The following is an 18,694-nucleotide window of genomic DNA, read 5'->3' as shown; positions in this document are numbered from 1 at the left end:
GGCCGCGCAGCAGTCCGGCGGCGTGCGCGGCGCCGGTGACGCGCACGGCGACGCAGCCGAGGACGCCGCCGTCGAGGCGGGCGCGCCGTCCGAGCCCGGCGATGTCGCCGCTGCCGTAGGGGTTGTTGCTCACGAGCAGGGCCTGCGGCGCGTCGAAGACGTGTTCACCGGCGCGGGCGGTGAGCCGCGCTCCCCGGTGGCCGACGAGGAGGTCGGGCAGGAGCTGGAGGGTGGTGCGGGTCTTGCCGTCGCGGTAGGACGGGCTCTGCACGACCTCGGCGTACGCGCCGAACGACACGTTGTTGACGAAGGGCCGCCCGCCGGCCCGGCCCAGGTCCACCCGGAGTTCCACCCCGTCGTCCAGCGCGTCCAGCGCCTTGGCCGGGTCGTCGCGGTCGAGGCCGAGGTCGAGCGCGAAGTGGTTGCGGGTACCCGCCGGTATGACCAGGAACGGCAGGTCGAGGGCGGCCGCGACATCGGCGGCCAGTGCCTGGGTGCCGTCCCCGCCGGCGACGCCGATCAGGTCGGCGCCCTCGGCGGCGCAGGCCCGCGCGAGGGCCGTCACGTCGGTCTCGCCGGGGCCCTCCAGGAGGACGACCCGCGCGCCCAGCTTCTCGGCGCGCTCGCGCAGCCGGAACCGCTCGACCTTGCCGCCGCCCGACCTCGGATTCATGATCAGCACGGGTCGGCGTACCCGCGGTGCCGTCCGTTCCGGCATCGCGGCGGGCGGGGTGCCCCGGGCGAGGGCGGCCCGTCCGGTACCGGCCGCGAGCAGCCACAGGCCGGCGGAGAGCAGCGCCACCCAGGCCAGCCGTGCCCGGGTGTACTCCAGCAGTACCCAGGCGGGCGCGGCGAGCGCGAGCGCCGCGGCGAGGACCCGTACGGTCCCGCGCCGGCTGAGCACCCACCACACGGCGGCGGCCGTGACCGCGGCGCCCGCGAGTCCGACGCCGAGCAGGCCGAGGGTGCGGATGCCCGCGAACACCCCGAGGACCAGCACGGCGGCCGCGGCGGCGGCCAGCGAGGCGCGGGCCAGCCACCGCTGCCCGCGCTGCGGACGGCTCGTCGGTTCCATGGCGCCAGCCTGTGCCGCGGCCCGCGGCCCGTCCTCACCCCTGGCAGGCGAGTTCACTCCCCCGGGGTGACGCGACGGGGCCGGGCCGTGCCCACGGTGCCCGTACCCCAACGGGACCCTCGGGACGGAGCCGTCATGACCGCGACCGCGTACACCCACCTCACCCCGCGCGAGCGCACGGCCCTCGGCCGCGCCGCCCGGAGCCGGGTGCCCCGGTCGAGCCACGCGGAGTACGAGCCCGCGAAGGACCGCCGGGACCCGGTCGACACCGTGGCGGGGCAGTCGGCACTGCGGCTGCCGGAACTGGTGCCGCTGCGCTACGGCCGGATGCTGGAGTCGCCGTTCCGCTTCTTCCGGGGGGCGGCCGCCGTCATGGCCGCCGACCTCGCGGACACGCCGTCCACGGGCTTTCGGGCCCAGCTCTGCGGCGACGCGCACCTGATGAACTTCCGGCTGCTGGCCTCACCGGAACGCCGGCTGATGTTCGACATCAACGACTTCGACGAGACACTGCCCGGCCCCTGGGAGTGGGACGTCAAGCGCCTCGCCGCCAGCCTGGTGATCGCGGGCCGCGCCAACGGCTTCGGCGCGGCCGAGCGGAGCCGGGTGGTGTGCGCGACGGTCCGCTCGTACCGCGAGTCGATGGCGCGGTTCGCGGGGATGCGGACCCTCGACGTCTGGTACACGCGCATCGACGTCGACGAGCTGCACGGGCTGATGTCGGCCCGGCTCGACCCGCGGGCGCGGCGCCGCATCTCCCGCACCTTCGGCAAGGCACGCTCCCGCGACCACGTCCAGGCGCTGCGGAAGCTGGCCCGGGTGGAGGACGGCCGCCTGCGGATCGCCGCCGACCCGCCGCTGGTCACCCCGCTCGGCGAGCTGCTCCCCGAGGACGAGCACCGGTTCCTCGACGGCCGGCTGCGGGACCTGGTCGACCGCTACGCGCGGACGCTGACCGCGGACCGCCGGGAGCTGCTGGCCCAGTACCGGGTCGTCGACATGGCGCGGAAGGTCGTCGGGGTGGGCAGCGTCGGCACCCGCTGCTGGATCCTGCTGCTGCTCGGCCGGGACGACGGGGATCCGCTGCTGCTCCAGGCCAAGGAGGCGGTGGACTCGGTCCTCGCCGACTTCGCGGGGCCGTCCGCCTACGTCAACCAGGGCGAACGGGTCGTGGCGGGGCAGCGGCTGATGCAGGCGACCAGCGACATGTTCCTCGGCTGGGAACGGGTCACCGGCCTCGACGGCCGCGAACGGGACTTCTACGTACGCCAGTTGCGGGACTGGAAGGCGATCCCGCAGCCCGAGCTGATGACCGGTGACGTGATGCGGCTGTTCGGGCGGGTGTGCGGCGCGACGCTGGCCCGCGCGCACGCGCGCTCCGGCGACCGCATCGCCGTCGCCGCGTATCTGGGCCGCGCCGACACCTTCGACCGGGCGGTGGCCCGGTTCGCGGAGGCGTACGCCGACCAGAACGAGGACGACCACCAGGCACTGGCGGAGGCGGTCCGGGCGGGTCGGGTGAGCGCGGACCTCGGGGTGACCGGAGGCCGCGCGACCTCGGGGTGACCGGAGGCCGCGCAATCTCGGAGTGACCGGAGGCCGCGCAATCTCGGAGTGACCGCAGGCCGCGCCTCACGGCGATCGCTGTGGCGTGCGGGCGGTGTCGACGCCGAGGCGGCGGGCGAGGAACTCCTCCTGTACGGCGGCCCGGCCGGCCGCGACACCGGCCACGACGACGGTGAAGTAGCCGATCAGCCAGGACAGGACCGTGAAGACGGAGCCGAGCGTGCCGTACCGCGCGACGCTCGCCTGGAGCGCGTGCGGCAGCCACAGCCCGGACAGCGCGCCGTAGCCGACCGCGGCGGCCCCGGTGAGCAGCGCGCCCGGCAGCAGCGGCAGCCACGGCACGCGCCCCGCGAGCAGCAGGTGCTGCGTCCACCACCACATGGGGACGGCGGCGGCGAGCTGGAGCCAGACCCCGAGCGCGGGTCCGGCGCCGAACGCCCGGTGCAGGGTGCCCTGGAGGATCAGGTTCACGATCCACACCAGCAGCCACACGGCCCACCGCCAGGCCGCGCTGCGTATCCCCGCGTGCGGCATCTCCCAGGCGCGCTCGCACAGCCGTTGCAGGGCGCGGGTGAAGGAGGTCGCCGACAGCACCGCGACGACGACGCCGGCCGCGCCCCAGCTGTGCAGGCTGTCGTCACCGCCGCGCAGCAGGTTCTCGGCGGGCGCGAGGACGGCCCCCTGGGTGCCGAACAGCGTGCGCAGGGAGCGCAGCAGTTGGCGCCGGACCGCCTCCGGGGAGAACGAGGCGACGGCGATGAGCATGGGCAGGGCGGCGAGGAACGCCTGCGCGGCGAGGCGCGTCGCGGTGTCCAGCAGGTTGACGCGTACGAGCTGCTGCCCGACGCGACCCGCCAGCGGCCGCACGACACCGCGGATCGCCATGGCGCACCCTCCCGACCGACCGGGGACCCGCTCGTCGTCGAGGGGGGTCCTGCTTCTCGCCCCACCCTCGGCGGGGCGGGGCGGGAGCACGTCCCCCGCGCGGGGTGACGCACGGGAGCGCGGTGATGCCCTCGACACTCCAGTCGTACCGTTTCAGGTGGTTTAAGTATTTCACGACTGTTGCGGCTTTCCTTCGCCGCACGCTGGGGCACACCAGGCTCAACGACGGCTCGGATCAGCCGAGTTGTCGAGGGAAGACGGGGTGTTCCTCATGGAACGTACGGAACTGGACACAGTGGAGACCGACTCGTACGAGGCGCCGGAGATGGTGGAGGTGGGTGACTTCGCCGAGGTGACGCTGGGGCCGAACTATGTCGGTATCTGGGACGGCTACGGCACCTACCCGAACTGAGCGCGGCCGGTGTGACGAGGGGGGCGTGGTGAGCGGTAGCTGGTTCGCCGTCCTGCCGGACGGGAAGGCCGCGGCCCCGGCCGCCCGCGAGCTGCGCCCCTCGGCCCCGTGCGTGCTCACCCACGCTTCCGGACGGCCGTGGCTGATGGGCCGCTGGCCCGACGGTTCGCTGCTGGAGGTCACGGCGGGGCGGGCGAGGGCGAGTCAGGTGAGGGCGGTGGTGGCCGGGGAGTGCGCGGTCACCACCGCCGTCCTGCGCGAGCGGCTGGGGCGGCTGCGGTCGGTCACGGAGGCGGGGCGGGCGGCGGAGGGGCTGCCGGGCTGCTTCCACCTGATCGTGTCGGCCGGGGGCCGGGTGTGGGCGCAGGGCACACTGTCCGGTGTGCGGCGGGTGTTCCGCACGCGGCTCGGCGGTACGACGGTGGCGTGCGACCGCGCGGAGGTGCTGGCCGCCCTGACCGGCTCGGGCTGGGACGGGCGGTGGCTGGCGCTGCGGCTGTCCGGGATGGTGATGCCGTATCCCCTGCACGAGACGGTGCCGTGGAACGGGATCGAGGCGGTCCCCTCGGACCACGCGCTGGTCCTGGAGCCGGACGGGCGGCCGGCGGAGGTCCGCCGCTGGCGGGCGCCGGACCCGGAGGCGTCGCTCGCCGAGGGGGCGGCGGCCGTCCGGGCCGCGCTCAGCGACGCGGTGGCGGCCCGGACTGCGGGCGGCGGGACGGTCAGCACCGATCTGTCCGGCGGCATGGACTCCACGAGCCTGGCCTTCCTGGCCCACTCCCACTCCCACTCCCACGGCCCGGACCTGGTGACGTACCGCTTCGCGGAGGGCGACGCGGGCAACGACGACGCGCGTTACGCCCGGCTGGCGGCCGAGCGGCTGCCGCGGGCGCGGCACGTGGTGGACCGGGCGGGCGAGGGGGCGACGATGTTTGCCGGCCTCGGACCGGAGACGGCCGCACCGGCATCGGCACCGGTTCCGGGCCCGGCCCCGATGTCGGTGTCGTCCTCGTCCTCGGTCTCGTCCTCGGTCTCGGTGTCGGTCTCGGTCCGGGCTGATTCGGAGCCCTTCGGCTGGGTGCGGTCCCGGGCCCGGATCGAGCGCACGGCCCGCGCGATGGCCGACGCGGGCTCGCGGACGCATCTGGCGGGGCACGGCGGCGACGAACTGTTCCGCACCGGCTCCCACACCCACCTGCACGACACCGTGCGCCGCTCCCCCATGGCGGGGCTGGGCCGGGTGCGGGACTACCGGGCGATGGCCCGCGCGTCGTGGCCCGCCACCCTGCGCGCCCTGACCGACCGCCGCGACCCGGCACGAGAGGTGGCGCTGCTGGCCCGGTGTCTGACGGCGGGTACACCGCCCACCACGCACTCCGGTTGGCGGGTCGGCTGGGTGCCGGAACTCTGGATGCCGGTGTGGGCGACCGGAGCGGCGCTGGAGACGGCGCGCTCGGTGCTGGAGGCGGCGGCGGAGGCGGAGCCCCGCCCCCTCGCACCGTGGCGTGAGCAGCACGAGGTCCTGCTGCTGGCCCGCTGCACCGGCGGCGTCGTGGCACAGGCCGACCACCTCGTGCGGCGTGCCGCCGGTGTCGCCCTGTCCGCGCCGTACCTCGACGACCAGGTGCTGCACGCGGCACTGGCCGTACGGCCGCAGGACCGCAACACCCCCCGCCGCTACAAGCCGCTGCTCGCGGAGGCGATGCACGGCATCGTGCCGCGGGAGGTGCTGGAGCGCCGGACGAAGGGCGAGTTCAGCGCGGATCTCTACGACGGCTGGCAGCGCAACCGGGCGGCGGTCCTCGCCCTGCTGGACGACTCGCGCCTGGCCGCCCACGGGCTGATCGACCCCGGCGTACTGCGGCGCACCCTCGCGGGTGTCCATGTCTCCGCCGCCCCGCTGGGGTCGCTGGACGCGACCCTGGCCGCGGAGCTGTGGCTGCGCTCCGTGGAGAACACACACCTCTCCCCGGAGAACACACACCGAGAAGAGCCGGCCCGAGGGAAGACACCACCACCATGAACACCACCGCTGTCGCCCTGCGCGGCCACATCACCGTCACCGAGACCCCGGACGGCGCGGTACTGCTCAACCAGCGAACGGGCCGCTACTGGCAGCTCAACGCCACGGCGGCGCTGGTACTGCGGGCTCTCGCCGACGGCGGCACACCGGAGCGGGCGGCGGCCGCGCTGGCGGCACGCCATCCGGCAGCGGCCGGCCGCGCCCGCGCCGATGTCGAGGCGCTCCTCACCACCCTGCGCGAGGCGGACGCCCTCACCACCCGCCGACCGCCCACTGCCCCCCTCTGAAGGTCCGCCGCCCCGAGAGGAACCCCCCGTGAGCCATGACGTGACACTCGCCGCGCGGGAGCCGCTGCCGCCGTCGCGGTGGCCGGCCGCGTGGCTGGCCGTCGCCGCCGCCCGGCTGCTGGCCACCCGTTCCCCGTACACCATCGGGCGGGTGCTGCGCCGTCTGCGCGGGGGCGCGGCCCCGGCCACCACGGCGCAGGCGAGCGCCGCCCGCGCCGCCGTCGTCACGGTCAGCCGCCGCTGCGCCACCGACACGGGGTGTCTCCAGCGTTCCCTGGCCGCCGCGCTCCTCTGCCGGCTCGGCGGGGTGTGGCCGACGTGGTGCACGGGGGTACGCACCCGCCCGTTCTCCGCCCACGCCTGGATCGCCGTCGACGGCACACCCGTGTCGGAGCGCCAGTCGGCCGACTACTACACGCCGGTTCTGACAATCCCGCCGGTCGCACGTGGTCAGCGCACCGGGAAACCGAACGAGTAACCCTGCTCCTTGAGCCAGGGCAGCACCCGGCGCAGTGCCTCGACCGTCTGGGAACGGTCGCCGCCGGCGTCGTGGAAGAGGATCGTCGGCCCGTTGGCGATCTCCCGCTGGACGGTGGCGACCATGGCGTCCGCGCCCGGCTGTTCGAAGTCCTTGGTGTCCACGTTCCAGCCCAGCGGACGCATGCCGCGCGCGGCGGCCACCTCGCGGCTGTAGGGGGTGAAGGCACCGCCGGGCGCCCGGTAGTACATCGGCCGGACCCCTCCGGACGCCTCGGTGATCATGCGTTCCGCGTCGAGGATCTGCTGCTTCTGGTAGGCGTGGGACTTGCCGTCCATGGCGGTGTCGTGGGTCACCGAGTGGTCGCACAGCCGGTGCCCCGCGGCGACCACCTTCTTCACGAGGTCCGGGTGGGCCTGCGCCTGCGGTCCCACCATGCAGAACGTCGCCTTCACCCCGTACTCCTCCAGTACGTCGAGCACTTGAGGGGTCCACACGGGGTCGGGTCCGTCGTCGATGGTGATGTTGACGCCCCTGTCGCCCTGGTCGGAGGCGTGCACGATGCCCTTGGCCACCGGTGCGACACCGGCCGCGGTCGCCGACGCGGCGGCCCGGGGTGACGAGCCGCCCACCACACCGGCCTGCGCGCTCCACACCGAGACCCCCGCGGTCAGCAGCGTCACCCCCAGCGCCGCCGCAGCCGCCTTGCCGTACCAGCCCCGCCCGCCGCTGTGCCGTGCCATCCCCGCCACGCTCCTGCCCTGTCCCGCACCCGAACCGGTCGCCTTCCGACCACTGACAAGGACGACCACCGAAGATCACGGGATGCGCCCGTTACGGAGCGCGGACAGTTCCGGCGAAGTACGGGGACAACCGGCGCGCCGCCGGCACCGAACGTCATGGCACACGCGGCGACGGCGCGAGCGCGCGCATGCGAAAGGCCGCCCTCCCACGGATGAGAGAACGGCCTCCGACCTGCTCACAGCAAGTCGGGACGACAGGATTTGAACCTGCGACCCCTTGACCCCCAGTCAAGTGCGCTACCAAGCTGCGCCACGTCCCGGTGCCCGTCTGACCTGGGGTTTCCCCCGGGTGAACGCGCAGGAAAACCATACCGCACTCCGGACCGTGGTCGCGCACCGCTTTTCCGTGCCGCCACCGATCACCACTTGACCTCAAGTTTGGTTGGGGTCGCAGGATCCTCGACATGACGACGAACACGACGAACACGAACGGCACGAGGACCGGCCCGACGGCCGGCGAGGAGAGCGGGCGTACGTACGCGTACGCCGACCTGCCCCGCTTGATGGGCCTCATGACGGGGGACGAGAAGCACGGGCCCGCCGCGACGTCCACCCTGGACGTCCTCTGGGTGCTCTACGACAGGGTGCTCCGCGTGAGCCCCGGGCGGGCCGGTGATCCCGGGCGGGACCGGTTCCTGCTGTCGAAGGGGCACGGGCCGATGGCGTACTACGCGGTGCTCGCGGCCAAGGGGTTCTTGCCGGCCGCCTGGCTGCCCGGCTTCGGGTCCTACGACTCACCGCTCGGCCACCATCCCGACCGCACGCTCGTGCCGGGGGCCGAGATCGGCAGCGGGTCGCTGGGGCACGGGCTGCCGATCGCCGTCGGCACGGCGCTGGGCCTGCGGGCGCGGGGGCTCGACGCTCCCCGGGTGTGGGTGCTGGTCGGGGACGCCGAGCTGGACGAGGGCAGCAATCACGAGGCCATCACCTTCGCCGGGCCCGCCGGGCTGGCGAACCTGCACACCGTGGTCGTCGACAACGCCTCCGCCAGCCATGCCCGGCCCGGTGGGATCGCCGCCCGCTTCGAGGCCGCCGGCTGGTCGACGACGACCGTCGACGGCCGGGACCACGACGCGCTGTACGCCGCCTTCACCGCTCCGCACCCGGGCCGTCCGCACGCGGTGATCGCCCGCGTGGAACCGAAGTCCGCCTGACTTCCGCCTGACCGTCATCCGCCGCAGTACGCCCACGGAAGGAAACGCCATGGACACCATGCGCGACCGTTTCGCCCCCGTCCTGACCGCGCTCCTCGACGAGGATCCGCGCGTCGCCGTGGTCCTCGCCGAGATCGGCGCCGACGGCTTCGCCGAGGCACGGCGCCGGCACCCCGCGCGGGTGATCAACGTAGGTATCCGTGAACAGCTCCTCGTCGGGGCCGCCGCCGGGCTGGCGCTGACCGGGCTGCGGCCCGTCGTGCACACCTTCGCCAGCTTCCTCGTCGAGCGCCCCTTCGAGCAGGTCAAGCTGGACCTCGGCCACCAGGACGCGGGCGCGGTGCTGGTCAGCGCCGCCGCGTCCTACGACTGGCCCGCCGGCGGCTACACCCACATGGCACCCGGCGACGTGGCCCTGCTCGACACCCTGGACGGCTGGACGGTCCACGTCCCCGGCCATCCGGACGAGGCCGAGACGCTGCTGCGGCGTGCGGTCGCCGCCGGGGACGACAAGGTGTACGTACGGCTGTCCGTGCTGTCCAACACGCGGTCCCACGCCGAGGCGCCGGCGGTCGGCGAGGAGCGGTTCCTCACCCTGCGCGAGGGACGGGGCGGCGTGGTCGTCGCCGTCGGGCCGGTGCTGGACGCGGTCCTCGCCGCCACCGAGGGTCTCGACGTCACTGTCCTGTACGCGGCCACCGTGCGTCCCTTCGACGCCGCGGCCCTGCGCCGGGCCGTGGGGAGCGCCGCCGCCGACGTCGTCCTCGTCGAGCCGTATCTGGCGGGCACGTCGACCGCGGCCGCGAACGACGCTCTGGCCGACGTCCCGCACCGGGTGCTGGGGCTGGGTGTGGGGCGCCGGGAGCTGCGGCGGTACGGCGACGCGGCCGAGCACACCGCCGCGCACGGGCTCGACGCCCGGTCGCTGCGCGAGCGGATGTCGCGGTTCCTGCGGAGTGCCGGCGTTCCGGCCGGGCGGTGAGCGGGGCACCCGGACCGGGCCGGGGCGCCGTAGGGGGTTCAGCCCGTCGGCGGCAGGCCCAGCTCCGGGTGGTGGTCCAGCAGCCTCGTCGGGGCCGCCTGGCGCCAGGAGTCGGCGAGGATGTCCCGCAGTTCGGCCTCGTCCTCCAGCGCCCCGAGCCGGGCCCGCACCCAGGCGAACTGGGCCTCGTGCCCCGCGATCCAGAACTTCTCCGGTTCGGCCAGGACCAGTTCGGCGCGCTCCTCCTTCGGGCAGCGCACGGCGAGGGACGTCTCGTCCTCGGGCAGGGTGGCGAACATCTTGCCCGCGACCCGGAACGTGGGCATGCTCCAGGCGATCTTCTCCGTGGTGTCCGGCAGGGACAGGGCGATACGGCGTACGTCTTCGGCGTCCGGCATGTCAGGAACCGTAGCGGCACCCACTGACACACCCCTTGAGCACCGTTCGGAGCCTCTCGAACCCGAGCACCGTGCAGAGCCTCTTGAACCCGAGTACCGTTCAGAGTCTCTTGAAGTAGAGGGTCGTCGGCCGCAGTGTGCCGTCCGGGTCGGCCGCGTAGTCCGGGATCAGGCCGGCCCTCGTCCAGCCGGCGGCGCGGTAGAGGCGCTCGGCGGGGCTGTCGGTCTCGGTGTCCAGGTGGAGCAGGGTGAGACCGGCCGCGGCGGCGGCCTCCTCCGCGGCGGCCAGCAGGGAACGGCCGACGCCCCGGCCGCGGGCCCGGCGGTGCACCATCAGCTTGACCACCTCGCCGCGGTGGCGGCTGTTGGGCTTGTCGGGGAAGGCGAGTCCGACCGTGCCGGTGAGGCGCCCGTCGTCGTCCCGCGCGACCCAGACGGCCAGGCGTCCGGCGGCGACCGCCGCCGCCCGCTCCCGCCACCAGGCGAGGGCCTCGTCCCGGCCGAGCGGCGCGAGGAAGCCGACGGAGGCGCCGCCGGCCACGACATCGGTGAGCAGGTCGGCCAACTCCCCCGCGCAGGCGGCGAGTCGGTCCGCGTCGGGACGGGTCGGGGACGGGGACGGGGTCGGGGTCGGGGTCATGGCAGCACCACCGCCAGTACGTACCGCGTCTCCTTGGGACCGGTGCACCGGAACCGGGTCGGCCCCCACACCCGCAGCCGCAGGCAGTCCCCGGTGTCCAGGTGGTGGGCGGTGTTCTCCGCCGTCACCTCCAGGGCGCCGTCCAGGACCCAGATGTGCTGTTCGAGGCCGGGTACGGGCGGCCGGTCGTACGCCAGGTCGGCGCCCGGGGTCAGCCGTCCCTCCACCAGTTCGCCGCGCAGTCCCGCGTGCGGCGGGGAGACGGACCGGCGGACGAAACCGGCGGCGCGGTCCTGCCAGATCCGCTGGCCGGCGGCCCGGACCACGGGCGCGGGGCGGGCCTCGACCTCGCTGAGCAGTTGGGACATGGTCCGGCCGTACACGGCGCACAGGCGGTTCAGGAGCGCGGCGGTCGGACTGGTCTCCGCGCGCTCGGCACGGGACAGGGTGGACCGGCTCACTCCGCTGTGCTCCGCCAACTCCCCCAGCGACCAGCCGCGTTCGGCCCGCAGCTCGGCCAGGCGGGCACCGAGCCGCGCGTCCACCGGGTCCGGTGCGGCGCTGCCCTCAGTGGCTTCACGTCTCAGTCGCTGTTGCCGTCCCATATCCGGGACGGTATCCCTGATGTGAGACTTCCGTGTTACGGAACGCTCACCTCGGCGCCACCGTAGTCAGCGCGTCCAGCACCGGGCTGATCAGCGGGTGCCCCTCCGCTCCCCGGCGGACGGCGGCGAAGACCCGGCGGGTGGGCGCGGCACCGTCGACCGGGCGGACCTCCACGCCGGTCAGGTCCATGCCGCGCAGGGCCGTACGCGGGACGAGCGCCACCCCCGCACCGGCCGCGGCGAGGGCGACGACCGCGCGGAAGTCGTCCGAGTAGTGCTCCGGGCTGGGCTGGAAACCGGCGTTCTCGCAGGCCAGCATCACCACGTCGTGGCAGGGGTTGCCGGGGTAGGGACCGATCCACGGGTCCTTGGCCAGCTCCGCGAGCGGCACCTCGGCGGCGTCGGAGAGACGGTGGCTCACCGGCACGACCGCGTCGAACGGCTCGGCGTACAGCGGGACGTGGGCGAGCCGCGGGTCGCCGGCGGGCGGCGCGCCCCGGTACTCGACGGCGACCGCCACGTCGACCTGCCGGTCCAGCACCATCGGCAGGCTGGCGTCGCCCTCGGCGTCCTGGACCCGGATGCGGATGCCGGGCGCGCGGCGGGCGAGGTGGTCCACCGCGGGCGCGACGACCAGGGCGATGCCGGTGGCGAAGGCGGCGACGGTGACCGTCCCCGCGTCGCCCGCGGCGTAGGCGGCCAGTTCGGCCTCGGCCCGCTCCAGCTGGGCGAGGACGGTGTTGGTGTGGCCGAGCAGGATCTCACCGGCCGGGGTGAGCCGTACGCCCTTGGCGCCGCGCTCGACCAGCCGGTGGCCGGTCTCCTGCTCCAGCGCGGTCAGCTGCTGGGAGACCGCGGAGGGCGTGAGGTACAGCGCGGCGGCAGCCGCCGTCACCGTACGGTGGTCGGCCACCGCACGGAGGATGTGCAGCCGCCGCGCTTCGATCATGCGTCTATTCTCCCGGGTCAGGCGTGCGCCTCAGTGACCCGCCTCAGATGTCCAGCTCCGCCCGCGCCGCCACGAAGGCGTCCACCGCGCGGTGCACGTCCTCGGCCGAGTGTGCCGCGGAGAGCTGGACGCGGATCCGCGCGGCGCCCTGCGGCACCACCGGGTAGGAGAAGCCGATCACGTACACGCCGCGGTCCAGCAGCAGTTCCGCGAGCCGGGCCGCGCGGGCCGCGTCGCCGATCATCACCGGGGCGATGGCGTGGTCGCCGGGCAGGACGTCGAAGCCCTCCTCCGTCATCCGGCGGCGGAACAGCGCGGTGTTCTCCGCGAGCCGCACCCGCAGGTCGTCGGCGGACTCCAGGAGGTCGAGGACCTTCAGGGAGGCCGCGGCGATCACCGGGGCGAGGGTGTTGGAGAAGAGGTACGGCCGGGAGCGCTGGCGCAGCAGTGCGACGATCTCGGCGCGCGCGGCGACGTACCCGCCGGAGGCGCCGCCGAGGGCCTTGCCGAGGGTGCCGGTGAGGATGTCGACGCGGTCCATGACGCCGTGCAGCTCGGGGGTGCCGCGGCCGCCGGGGCCGACGAAGCCCACGGCGTGCGAGTCGTCGACCATGACCATCGCGTCGTAGCGGTCGGCGAGGTCGCAGATCTCGGCGAGGGGGGCGACGTAGCCGTCCATGGAGAAGACGCCGTCGGTGACGATCAGGCGGCGGCGCGCGTCGGACGCCTCCTTCAGACGGGCCTCCAGCTCGGCGAGGTCTCGGTTGGCGTAGCGCAGGCGGCGGGCCTTGGACAGGCGGATGCCGTCGATGATCGAGGCGTGGTTGAGGGCGTCGGAGATGACGGCGTCCTCGGGGCCGAGCAGCGTCTCGAAGACGCCGCCGTTGGCGTCGAAGCAGGAGGAGTAGAGGATCGTGTCCTCCTGGCCGAGGAAGGCGGCGAGCCGCGCCTCCAGCTCCTTGTGGACCTCCTGGGTGCCGCAGATGAAGCGGACGGAGGCCATGCCGTAGCCCCAGCGGTCCAGGGCCTCGTGGGCGGCGGCGACGACCTCGGGGTGGTCGGCGAGGCCCAGGTAGTTGTTGGCGCAGAAGTTGAGCACCTCGCCGGGGCGGCCGCCGGCGGTGACGGCGACGGACGCGGACTGCGGGGTGCCGATGACCCGCTCGGGCTTGTGCAGTCCGGCGGCGCGGATCTCGTCGAGGGTGGCGCGCAGGTCGTCGCGGACGGTGTCGAACATCAAGGGCTCCAGGGGGGGGTTCAGGCGGTCCAGTCGAGGACGACCTTGCCGCCGCGGCCGCTCGCCGCGTCGGCGAACGCCGCCTCGTGGTCACGGTGGCCGTAGCGGCCGGTGATGACGGGCGCGAGGTCGAGGCCGCCTTCGAGCAGCACCGACATCGCGTACCAGGTCTCGAACATCTCCCGGCCGTAGATGCCCTTGATGGTGAGCATCGAGGTGACCACCCGGGACCAGTCGACGGGGAACTCCTCGGACGCCAGGCCGAGCAGGGCGATCCGGCCGCCGTGGGTCATGTTGGCGAGCATGTCGCGCAGCGCCTCGGGGCGGCCGGACATCTCCAGGCCGACGTCGAAGCCCTCGCGCAGGCCGAGGGCGCGCTGGCCGTCGGCGATGGTCGCGCCTGAGACGTTCAGCGCGAGGCTCGCGCCGAGCTTGCGGGCGAGGTCGAGGCGCTCCTCGCTGACGTCGGTGACGACGACGTTGCGGGCGCCGGCGTGCCGGGCGACGGCGACGGCCATCAGGCCGATGGGCCCGGCGCCGGTCACGATGACGTCCTCGCCGACCAGCGGGAAGGACAGCGCGGTGTGCACGGCGTTGCCGAACGGGTCGAAGATGGCTGCCACGTCGAGGTCGACGGGGACGCGGTGCGTCCACACGTTGGAGGCGGGCAGGGCGACGTACTCGGCGAAGGCGCCGTCGCGGCCGACACCGAGTCCGACGGTGGCCCGGCACAGGTGGCGGCGGCCGGCCAGGCAGTTGCGGCACGTCCCGCACACCAGGTGGCCCTCGCCGCTGACCAGGTCGCCGGTGGCGATGCCGGTGACGTCCCGGCCGGTCTCCACCACCTCGCCGACGAACTCGTGGCCGAGGATCAGCGGGGCGCTCACCGCCCGCCGCGCCCAGCCGTCCCAGGCCCGGATGTGCAGGTCGGTGCCGCAGATGCCGGTGCGCAGCACCTTGATGAGGACGTCACCGGGTCCGACGGCGGGTTCGGGGACGTCCGCGAGCCACAGACCGGGCTCGGCCTTCTCCTTGACCAGCGCCTTCAACGCTACGGCTCCAGACGGGTGCGGCCCGGCGCGAGGGCACGCCGGAGCGGCCCGTCGCCGGGGGGGATGAGGGGATGTCGCAGAGCAATCTGCCCTACCGGGCCGCGCCCGTCCATCGAGGTTTTCTTAACCGCCGCCGCAGCTTTCCTTCACACCGCCGGGGACACCGGACGGTCACGGAGCACCGGGCGGGTCACAGCGGCAGGCCGTCGGACGCGCTCCGCTCGATGCGGCCCATCAGCTCCGCCGCCGTCGACTTGATCGTCTCAAGACCGGCCTTCCCCCAGGCTCTGGGGCACACGTCGGCGGCGCTCACCGAGCCGAGCACCGTGCCGGTGCTGTCGATGAGCGGGGCCCCGAGGTAGGAGCGGATGCCGAACGTGTCGACGACCGGATTGCCGGCGAACCGCGGGTAGTCGCGGACGTCCTCCAGGACCAGCGCCCGGCGCCGGACGGCGACATGGGGGCAGAAGCCGGTCTCCCGGGGCTGGACCCGGCCGAACTCGGGCCCGGTGCCGTCCGGCGGGCTCGGCGGGCGGTGCAGTCCGGCGAAGAACTGGCCGTTCTCCACGAGGAAGTTGACCATGGCGTACGGCGCTCCGGCCACCTCCGCGAGCCGGTCGGCGAAGGCGTCGAGGGCCGGCTCGGGGCGTTCGCCGAGACCGAGCCGGCGCAGCCGCCGTATCCGCGCGGGGGCCTCCCTGTCCTCGGGCGTGAGCAGCAGACGTCCCGCCGGGCGTGGCGGGTCGTAGCTCATCGGCGGGCTCCGGCGCTGTGGGCGCGGATCATGGGCGGCTCCGTGACGGTGGGTGGACGTGCGGGGACGGGTGGGGTCACATGTGGGCGCCGTGACCCGTGGCGGGCGCCGGTGTGTGGGCGATGAGGTGGCGTACGAGGGTGAGCAGGGTCTGTACGCCCGAGTTGGAGATCCGCGCGTCGCAGCGCACGACGGGGACGTCCGCGGGCAGGTCCATGGCGGTGCGCACCTCCTCGGTGTCGTAGCGGTGGGCGCCGTCGAACTCGTTGACGGCGACGATGAAGGCGAGTCCGCGCTGTTCGAAGAAGTCGATGGCGGCGAACGACTCCTCCAGGCGGCGGGTGTCGGCGAGGACGACCGCGCCGAGCGCGCCCTCGCACAGTTCGTCCCACATGAACCAGAACCGTTCCTGTCCGGGGGTGCCGAACAGGTACAGCACGTGCTGCGGGTCGAGGGTGATGCGGCCGAAGTCCATGGCCACGGTGGTTTCCAGTTTGTTCTCGATCCCGTCGAGGTTGTCGGTCGCGGCGCTGACCGTGGTGAGCAGTTCCTCGGTGCTGAGCGGCGCGATCTCGCTGACCGCGCCGACGAAGGTCGTCTTGCCGACGCCGAACCCGCCCGCGACCAGGATCTTCAGGGCGGTGGGGAACGGGTCGGCGGCTGTCGCGTCGAGTTCAGAGCTGTCGTCGTAGTCCATCGAGCACTGCCTCCAGAAGGGCCCGGTCCGTGGGGTTGTGGTGGAACGTGGCGGGTGGCTTGGTGGTCAGCGCGCCGCAGTCGACGAGGTCGGACAGCAGCACCTTGGTGACCCCGACCGGCAGCCGCAGGTGGGCCGCGACCTCGGCGACCGGAAGCGGGGTGCGGCACAGGTCGAGCGCCTGGGTGTGCTCCGGGCCGAGGTAGCCGAGCGGGGTGGCCCCGGTGACCATCACCTGCGACATCAGGTCGAGGGCGACGGTGGGCCGGGTGCGGCCGTTGCTGACCGTGAAGGGGCGCACGAGGCGCCCGGCCGCGTCGTCGAGCCACGGCCCGTCGCCGGCCGTCGCCACGCTCAAGGCCTCATCGCCGGGGAGGCCGGGGGCTCTACGGCGTGCTGCCGGGGCGCGGTGACCAGGTACGGGCGGACGCTCTTGACCAGCATGGCCATCTCGTAGCCGAGGACGGCGGCGTCGGCGTCGCGGCCGGCCATCACGGCGAGGCAGGTGCCGGAGCCGGCGGTGGTGACGAACAGCAGGGTCGAGTCGAGTTCGACGACGACCTGCCGCACGTCGCCGCCGTCGCCGAAGCGGACGCCGGCGCTGCGGCCGAGGGAGTAGAGGCCCGAGGCCAGGGCGGCCATGTGGTCGGCGCTGTCGGCGTCGAGGCCGTGGACGGACTTCACCAGCCCGTCGCAGGACAGGAGCACGGCGCTGGTCGTGTGCGGCACGCGCTGCACGAGGCCGCTCATCAGCCAGTCGAGATCGGATACATGGCCGGTGGGCGCATCGCTCGCCATGGTGGATCGACTCCTTGGGGTACGAAGGTCTGCGCAAGCGCGGGGTGTGGGGGTGGGCAGGGGCATGGTCATCCGGCCGGTGCGCTTCCGTCGGGCCGGGCGGTGCGGTCGGAACGTGCTTCGCTCATGCGGGTCACGTTCCGGAGGTCGATGGGGAGCGGTGTGGGAGCGGAGGCGGGGGCGGCGGCCGGTCCGGGAGGTGCCGCTTCCGGTCCGGCGGGTCCCGCCGTCCGCCAGTCGTGTGCCGGTGCCGGTGCGGGTGCGGGTGCCGGTGCGGGTGCCGGGCCGGGCTCCAGACGCTGCTGCGCCTCGGCGAGGCCGATGCCGCGCTGGAAGGCGGCCATGAGTCCGGGGTCGTGACCGACGGGCCGGTCGTTGTCCGGGCGGGGCGCGGGCCCCTCGCGGAGCTGGGGCACGAGGTGCTCCTGCGCGCGGCGGCGGGGCAGCCGGGGCTTGCCCATGGTGCCGCGCACGGCGGAGTGGCGCGGTACGGGGGGCGCGGCGGTGTGCTCGCCGACCAGCGCCCGGTCGTCGGGGCGGATGCCGGGGACGGCCTCGGCGGGCGTGGGCCGCGCACCGCGCGCACCGCGCACGGGCAACGGCGCGGGTCCGCCCGAGGAACCCGCGTCACCTCGCACCGGCAACGGTGCGGGCGCGCCGGGGGACGCCGTGTCCCGTGGCCGGGTGGCGTGCGGAACGTCGTTGCGCGGCCCCGCGGCGCGCGGGACGCCGTTCGGTGGCGCCGGGACGAACCCGGCGGTCCCGGCCTCGGACCCCACGGTCCCGGCCTCGGGCCCCACGGTCCCGGCCTCCGACCCCACGGGCGCGGATTCGGGCACAGGCACGGACGTGGGCGTGGGCGTGGGCGGTGGTGCGACCGCCGCCCGTACGGGTGCCGGTGTCACGCCCGCGGCCGTCAGGTGCCCGCCGACACCGTCCTGCGGCGTCACCGCGGTCCCGGAGGGGTCGGGTGCCGTGCCCAGCAGTGCCTGCGGCACGACCAGGACGGCCTGGACGCCGCCGTAGATGTTGGTCTGCAACCGCACGCCGATGCCGTGCCGCTTGGCGAGCTGGGAGACGACGAACAGGCCGATGCGCCCGTCGGCCAGCAGCCGGGCGACGTTGACCTGGTCGGGGTCGGCCAGCAGGGCGTTCATCCGGTGCTGCTCGTTCACCGGCATCCCGAGGCCGCGGTCCTCGACCTCGACGGCGAGCCCGGCGGTGACCAGGTCGGCGCGGAGCAGCACCTGGGTGTCGGGGGCGGAGAACACCGTGGCGTTCTCGACCAGTTCGGCCAGCAGGTGGATGACGTCGGCGACGGCGTGGCCGCGCAGGGTGCCCTCGACGGGCGGGACGAGACGCACCCGTGAGTACTGCTCCACCTCGGCGATGGCCGAGCGCAGCACCTCGGTCATGGGGACCGGGTTGCTCCACTGGCGGCGGGAGACGGCGCCGCCGAGCACGGCGAGGTTCTCGGCGTGGCGGCGGATGCGGGTGGCGAGGTGGTCGACGTGGAAGAGGCCCTTGAGGAGTTCGGGGTCCTCCATCTCGTTCTCCAGCTCGTCCAGGGTGGAGATCTCCCGGTGCACCAGGGACTGCAGGCGCCGGGCGAGGTTGACGAAGACCTCCAGCTTCTGTTCGCTGCCCGTGTGGCTGGAGAGCTGGGCGGCCCGCACGACGGCGGCGACGGCTCCGTCGTGCGCGCGGGAGAGATCGGCGGCGAGCAGTTCGAATTCGTCGGCGTCGTCCGGTGGCCCGCCGCGCGGCTTGCGCTGGGGCGGGCTCTCCCCGCGGCGAAGCGTTTCGACCAGGGAGCGCAGGTCGGCCTCGCCCCGTGCGGTGCTGCGGCGGAGCGCGGCGACGCGCTCGTGCACGGAGCGGGCGGCGCGGTCGGCGGCG

At 74.4% G+C, this 18,694-nt stretch carries 21 protein-coding genes and 1 tRNA gene; 7 read left to right on the top strand and 15 right to left on the bottom strand.

Annotated features, from left to right (window positions below):
• A partial coding sequence (locus tag UW392_RS56885; protein WP_320783363.1) for a diacylglycerol/lipid kinase family protein occupies positions 1-1,075 on the bottom strand: 1,075 nt, incomplete at its 3' end.
• Positions 1,076-1,210: 135 nt separating this feature from the next.
• On the opposite strand from UW392_RS56885, the gene UW392_RS56880 reads away from it, so the two are divergent.
• Positions 1,211-2,641, top strand: coding sequence for a DUF2252 domain-containing protein (locus UW392_RS56880; RefSeq protein WP_320783362.1), 1,431 nt, complete (start codon positions 1,211-1,213; stop codon positions 2,639-2,641).
• A 66-nt stretch (positions 2,642-2,707) separates the two neighbouring features.
• Here the strand turns inward: UW392_RS56880 and UW392_RS56875 are convergent, their stop codons facing one another.
• On the bottom strand, positions 2,708-3,526 hold the full coding sequence (locus UW392_RS56875) for a ribonuclease BN (RefSeq protein WP_320783361.1): 819 nt from the start codon (positions 3,524-3,526) through the stop codon (positions 2,708-2,710).
• 271 nt (positions 3,527-3,797) lie between these two features.
• Between UW392_RS56875 and UW392_RS56870 the strand changes: the two genes are divergently transcribed.
• From UW392_RS56870 to UW392_RS56855, 4 genes are read left to right on the top strand one after another with little or no spacing between them, the layout of a single operon-like run.
• A complete protein-coding gene (locus tag UW392_RS56870; RefSeq protein ID WP_320783360.1) occupies positions 3,798-3,938 on the top strand; it encodes a lasso RiPP family leader peptide-containing protein in 141 nt (46 codons plus the stop codon).
• A gap of 28 nt (positions 3,939-3,966) precedes the next feature.
• Positions 3,967-5,961: an asparagine synthase-related protein gene (locus UW392_RS56865; protein ID WP_320783359.1), complete on the top strand. Its 1,995-nt coding sequence runs from the start codon at positions 3,967-3,969 to the stop codon at positions 5,959-5,961.
• Positions 5,958-6,248, top strand: a complete 291-nt coding sequence (locus tag UW392_RS56860) for a lasso peptide biosynthesis PqqD family chaperone (protein ID WP_320783358.1) — start codon at positions 5,958-5,960, stop codon at positions 6,246-6,248. The genes UW392_RS56865 and UW392_RS56860 overlap by 4 nt, the downstream gene beginning before the upstream one ends.
• A gap of 28 nt (positions 6,249-6,276) precedes the next feature.
• Positions 6,277-6,726, top strand: coding sequence for a lasso peptide biosynthesis B2 protein (locus UW392_RS56855; protein WP_320783357.1), 450 nt, complete (start codon positions 6,277-6,279; stop codon positions 6,724-6,726).
• Here the strand turns inward: UW392_RS56855 and UW392_RS56850 are convergent.
• On the bottom strand, positions 6,699-7,469 hold the full coding sequence (locus UW392_RS56850; protein WP_320783356.1) for a polysaccharide deacetylase family protein: 771 nt from the start codon (positions 7,467-7,469) through the stop codon (positions 6,699-6,701). The genes UW392_RS56855 and UW392_RS56850 overlap by 28 nt on opposite strands.
• Before the next feature lie 246 nt (positions 7,470-7,715).
• Positions 7,716-7,789, bottom strand: a tRNA-Pro gene (locus tag UW392_RS56845).
• A gap of 243 nt (positions 7,790-8,032) precedes the next feature.
• Between UW392_RS56845 and UW392_RS56840 the strand changes: the two genes are divergently transcribed.
• Together UW392_RS56840 and UW392_RS56835 are read left to right on the top strand one after the other, a co-directional pair.
• Positions 8,033-8,683: a transketolase gene (locus UW392_RS56840; RefSeq protein ID WP_320783364.1), complete on the top strand. Its 651-nt coding sequence runs from the start codon at positions 8,033-8,035 to the stop codon at positions 8,681-8,683.
• A gap of 49 nt (positions 8,684-8,732) precedes the next feature.
• Positions 8,733-9,665 carry a transketolase gene (locus UW392_RS56835; protein WP_320783355.1) on the top strand — a complete coding sequence of 311 codons (933 nt, stop codon included), beginning with the start codon at positions 8,733-8,735 and terminating at the stop codon, positions 9,663-9,665.
• Positions 9,666-9,703: 38 nt separating this feature from the next.
• Here the strand turns inward: UW392_RS56835 and UW392_RS56830 are convergent, their stop codons facing one another.
• The 11 genes from UW392_RS56830 to UW392_RS56780 form a co-directional block, all read right to left on the bottom strand.
• The gene (locus UW392_RS56830) at positions 9,704-10,063 is read right to left on the bottom strand and encodes an MmcQ/YjbR family DNA-binding protein (RefSeq protein WP_320783354.1); all 360 of its coding nucleotides are present in this window, start codon (positions 10,061-10,063) and stop codon (positions 9,704-9,706) included.
• Between the two features lie 100 nt (positions 10,064-10,163).
• On the bottom strand, positions 10,164-10,703 hold the full coding sequence (locus tag UW392_RS56825; RefSeq protein ID WP_320783353.1) for a GNAT family N-acetyltransferase: 540 nt from the start codon (positions 10,701-10,703) through the stop codon (positions 10,164-10,166).
• Positions 10,700-11,308, bottom strand: a complete 609-nt coding sequence (locus UW392_RS56820) for an XRE family transcriptional regulator (RefSeq protein WP_320783352.1) — start codon at positions 11,306-11,308, stop codon at positions 10,700-10,702. The genes UW392_RS56825 and UW392_RS56820 overlap by 4 nt, the downstream gene beginning before the upstream one ends.
• Positions 11,309-11,354: 46 nt before the next feature.
• The gene (locus UW392_RS56815; RefSeq protein ID WP_320783351.1) at positions 11,355-12,257 is read right to left on the bottom strand and encodes a LysR family transcriptional regulator; all 903 of its coding nucleotides are present in this window, start codon (positions 12,255-12,257) and stop codon (positions 11,355-11,357) included.
• 43 nt (positions 12,258-12,300) lie between these two features.
• A complete protein-coding gene (locus tag UW392_RS56810) occupies positions 12,301-13,494 on the bottom strand; it encodes a glycine C-acetyltransferase (protein ID WP_320783350.1) in 1,194 nt (397 codons plus the stop codon).
• A gap of 20 nt (positions 13,495-13,514) precedes the next feature.
• A complete protein-coding gene (gene tdh, locus UW392_RS56805; RefSeq protein WP_320783349.1) occupies positions 13,515-14,543 on the bottom strand; it encodes an L-threonine 3-dehydrogenase in 1,029 nt (342 codons plus the stop codon).
• A 193-nt stretch (positions 14,544-14,736) separates the two neighbouring features.
• Positions 14,737-15,300 (bottom strand): GAF domain-containing protein, encoded by a 564-nt coding sequence (locus UW392_RS56800; protein WP_320783348.1) that lies wholly within the window; start codon positions 15,298-15,300, stop codon positions 14,737-14,739.
• A gap of 76 nt (positions 15,301-15,376) precedes the next feature.
• Positions 15,377-15,997: a GTP-binding protein gene (locus UW392_RS56795; protein WP_320783347.1), complete on the bottom strand. Its 621-nt coding sequence runs from the start codon at positions 15,995-15,997 to the stop codon at positions 15,377-15,379.
• On the bottom strand, positions 15,975-16,349 hold the full coding sequence (locus UW392_RS56790) for a DUF742 domain-containing protein (protein ID WP_320783346.1): 375 nt from the start codon (positions 16,347-16,349) through the stop codon (positions 15,975-15,977). Before UW392_RS56790 ends, UW392_RS56795 begins: the two co-directional genes overlap by 23 nt.
• 2 nt (positions 16,350-16,351) lie before the next feature.
• A complete protein-coding gene (locus tag UW392_RS56785; protein ID WP_320783345.1) occupies positions 16,352-16,795 on the bottom strand; it encodes a roadblock/LC7 domain-containing protein in 444 nt (147 codons plus the stop codon).
• Positions 16,796-16,863: 68 nt separating this feature from the next.
• Positions 16,864-18,694: ATP-binding protein (locus UW392_RS56780; RefSeq protein WP_320783344.1), on the bottom strand; the 1,831-nt coding region annotated here is incomplete at its 5' end.

The organism is Streptomyces sp. CRN 30 (assembly GCF_034105845.1).
This window is presented reverse-complemented; position numbering and strand designations above follow the sequence as displayed.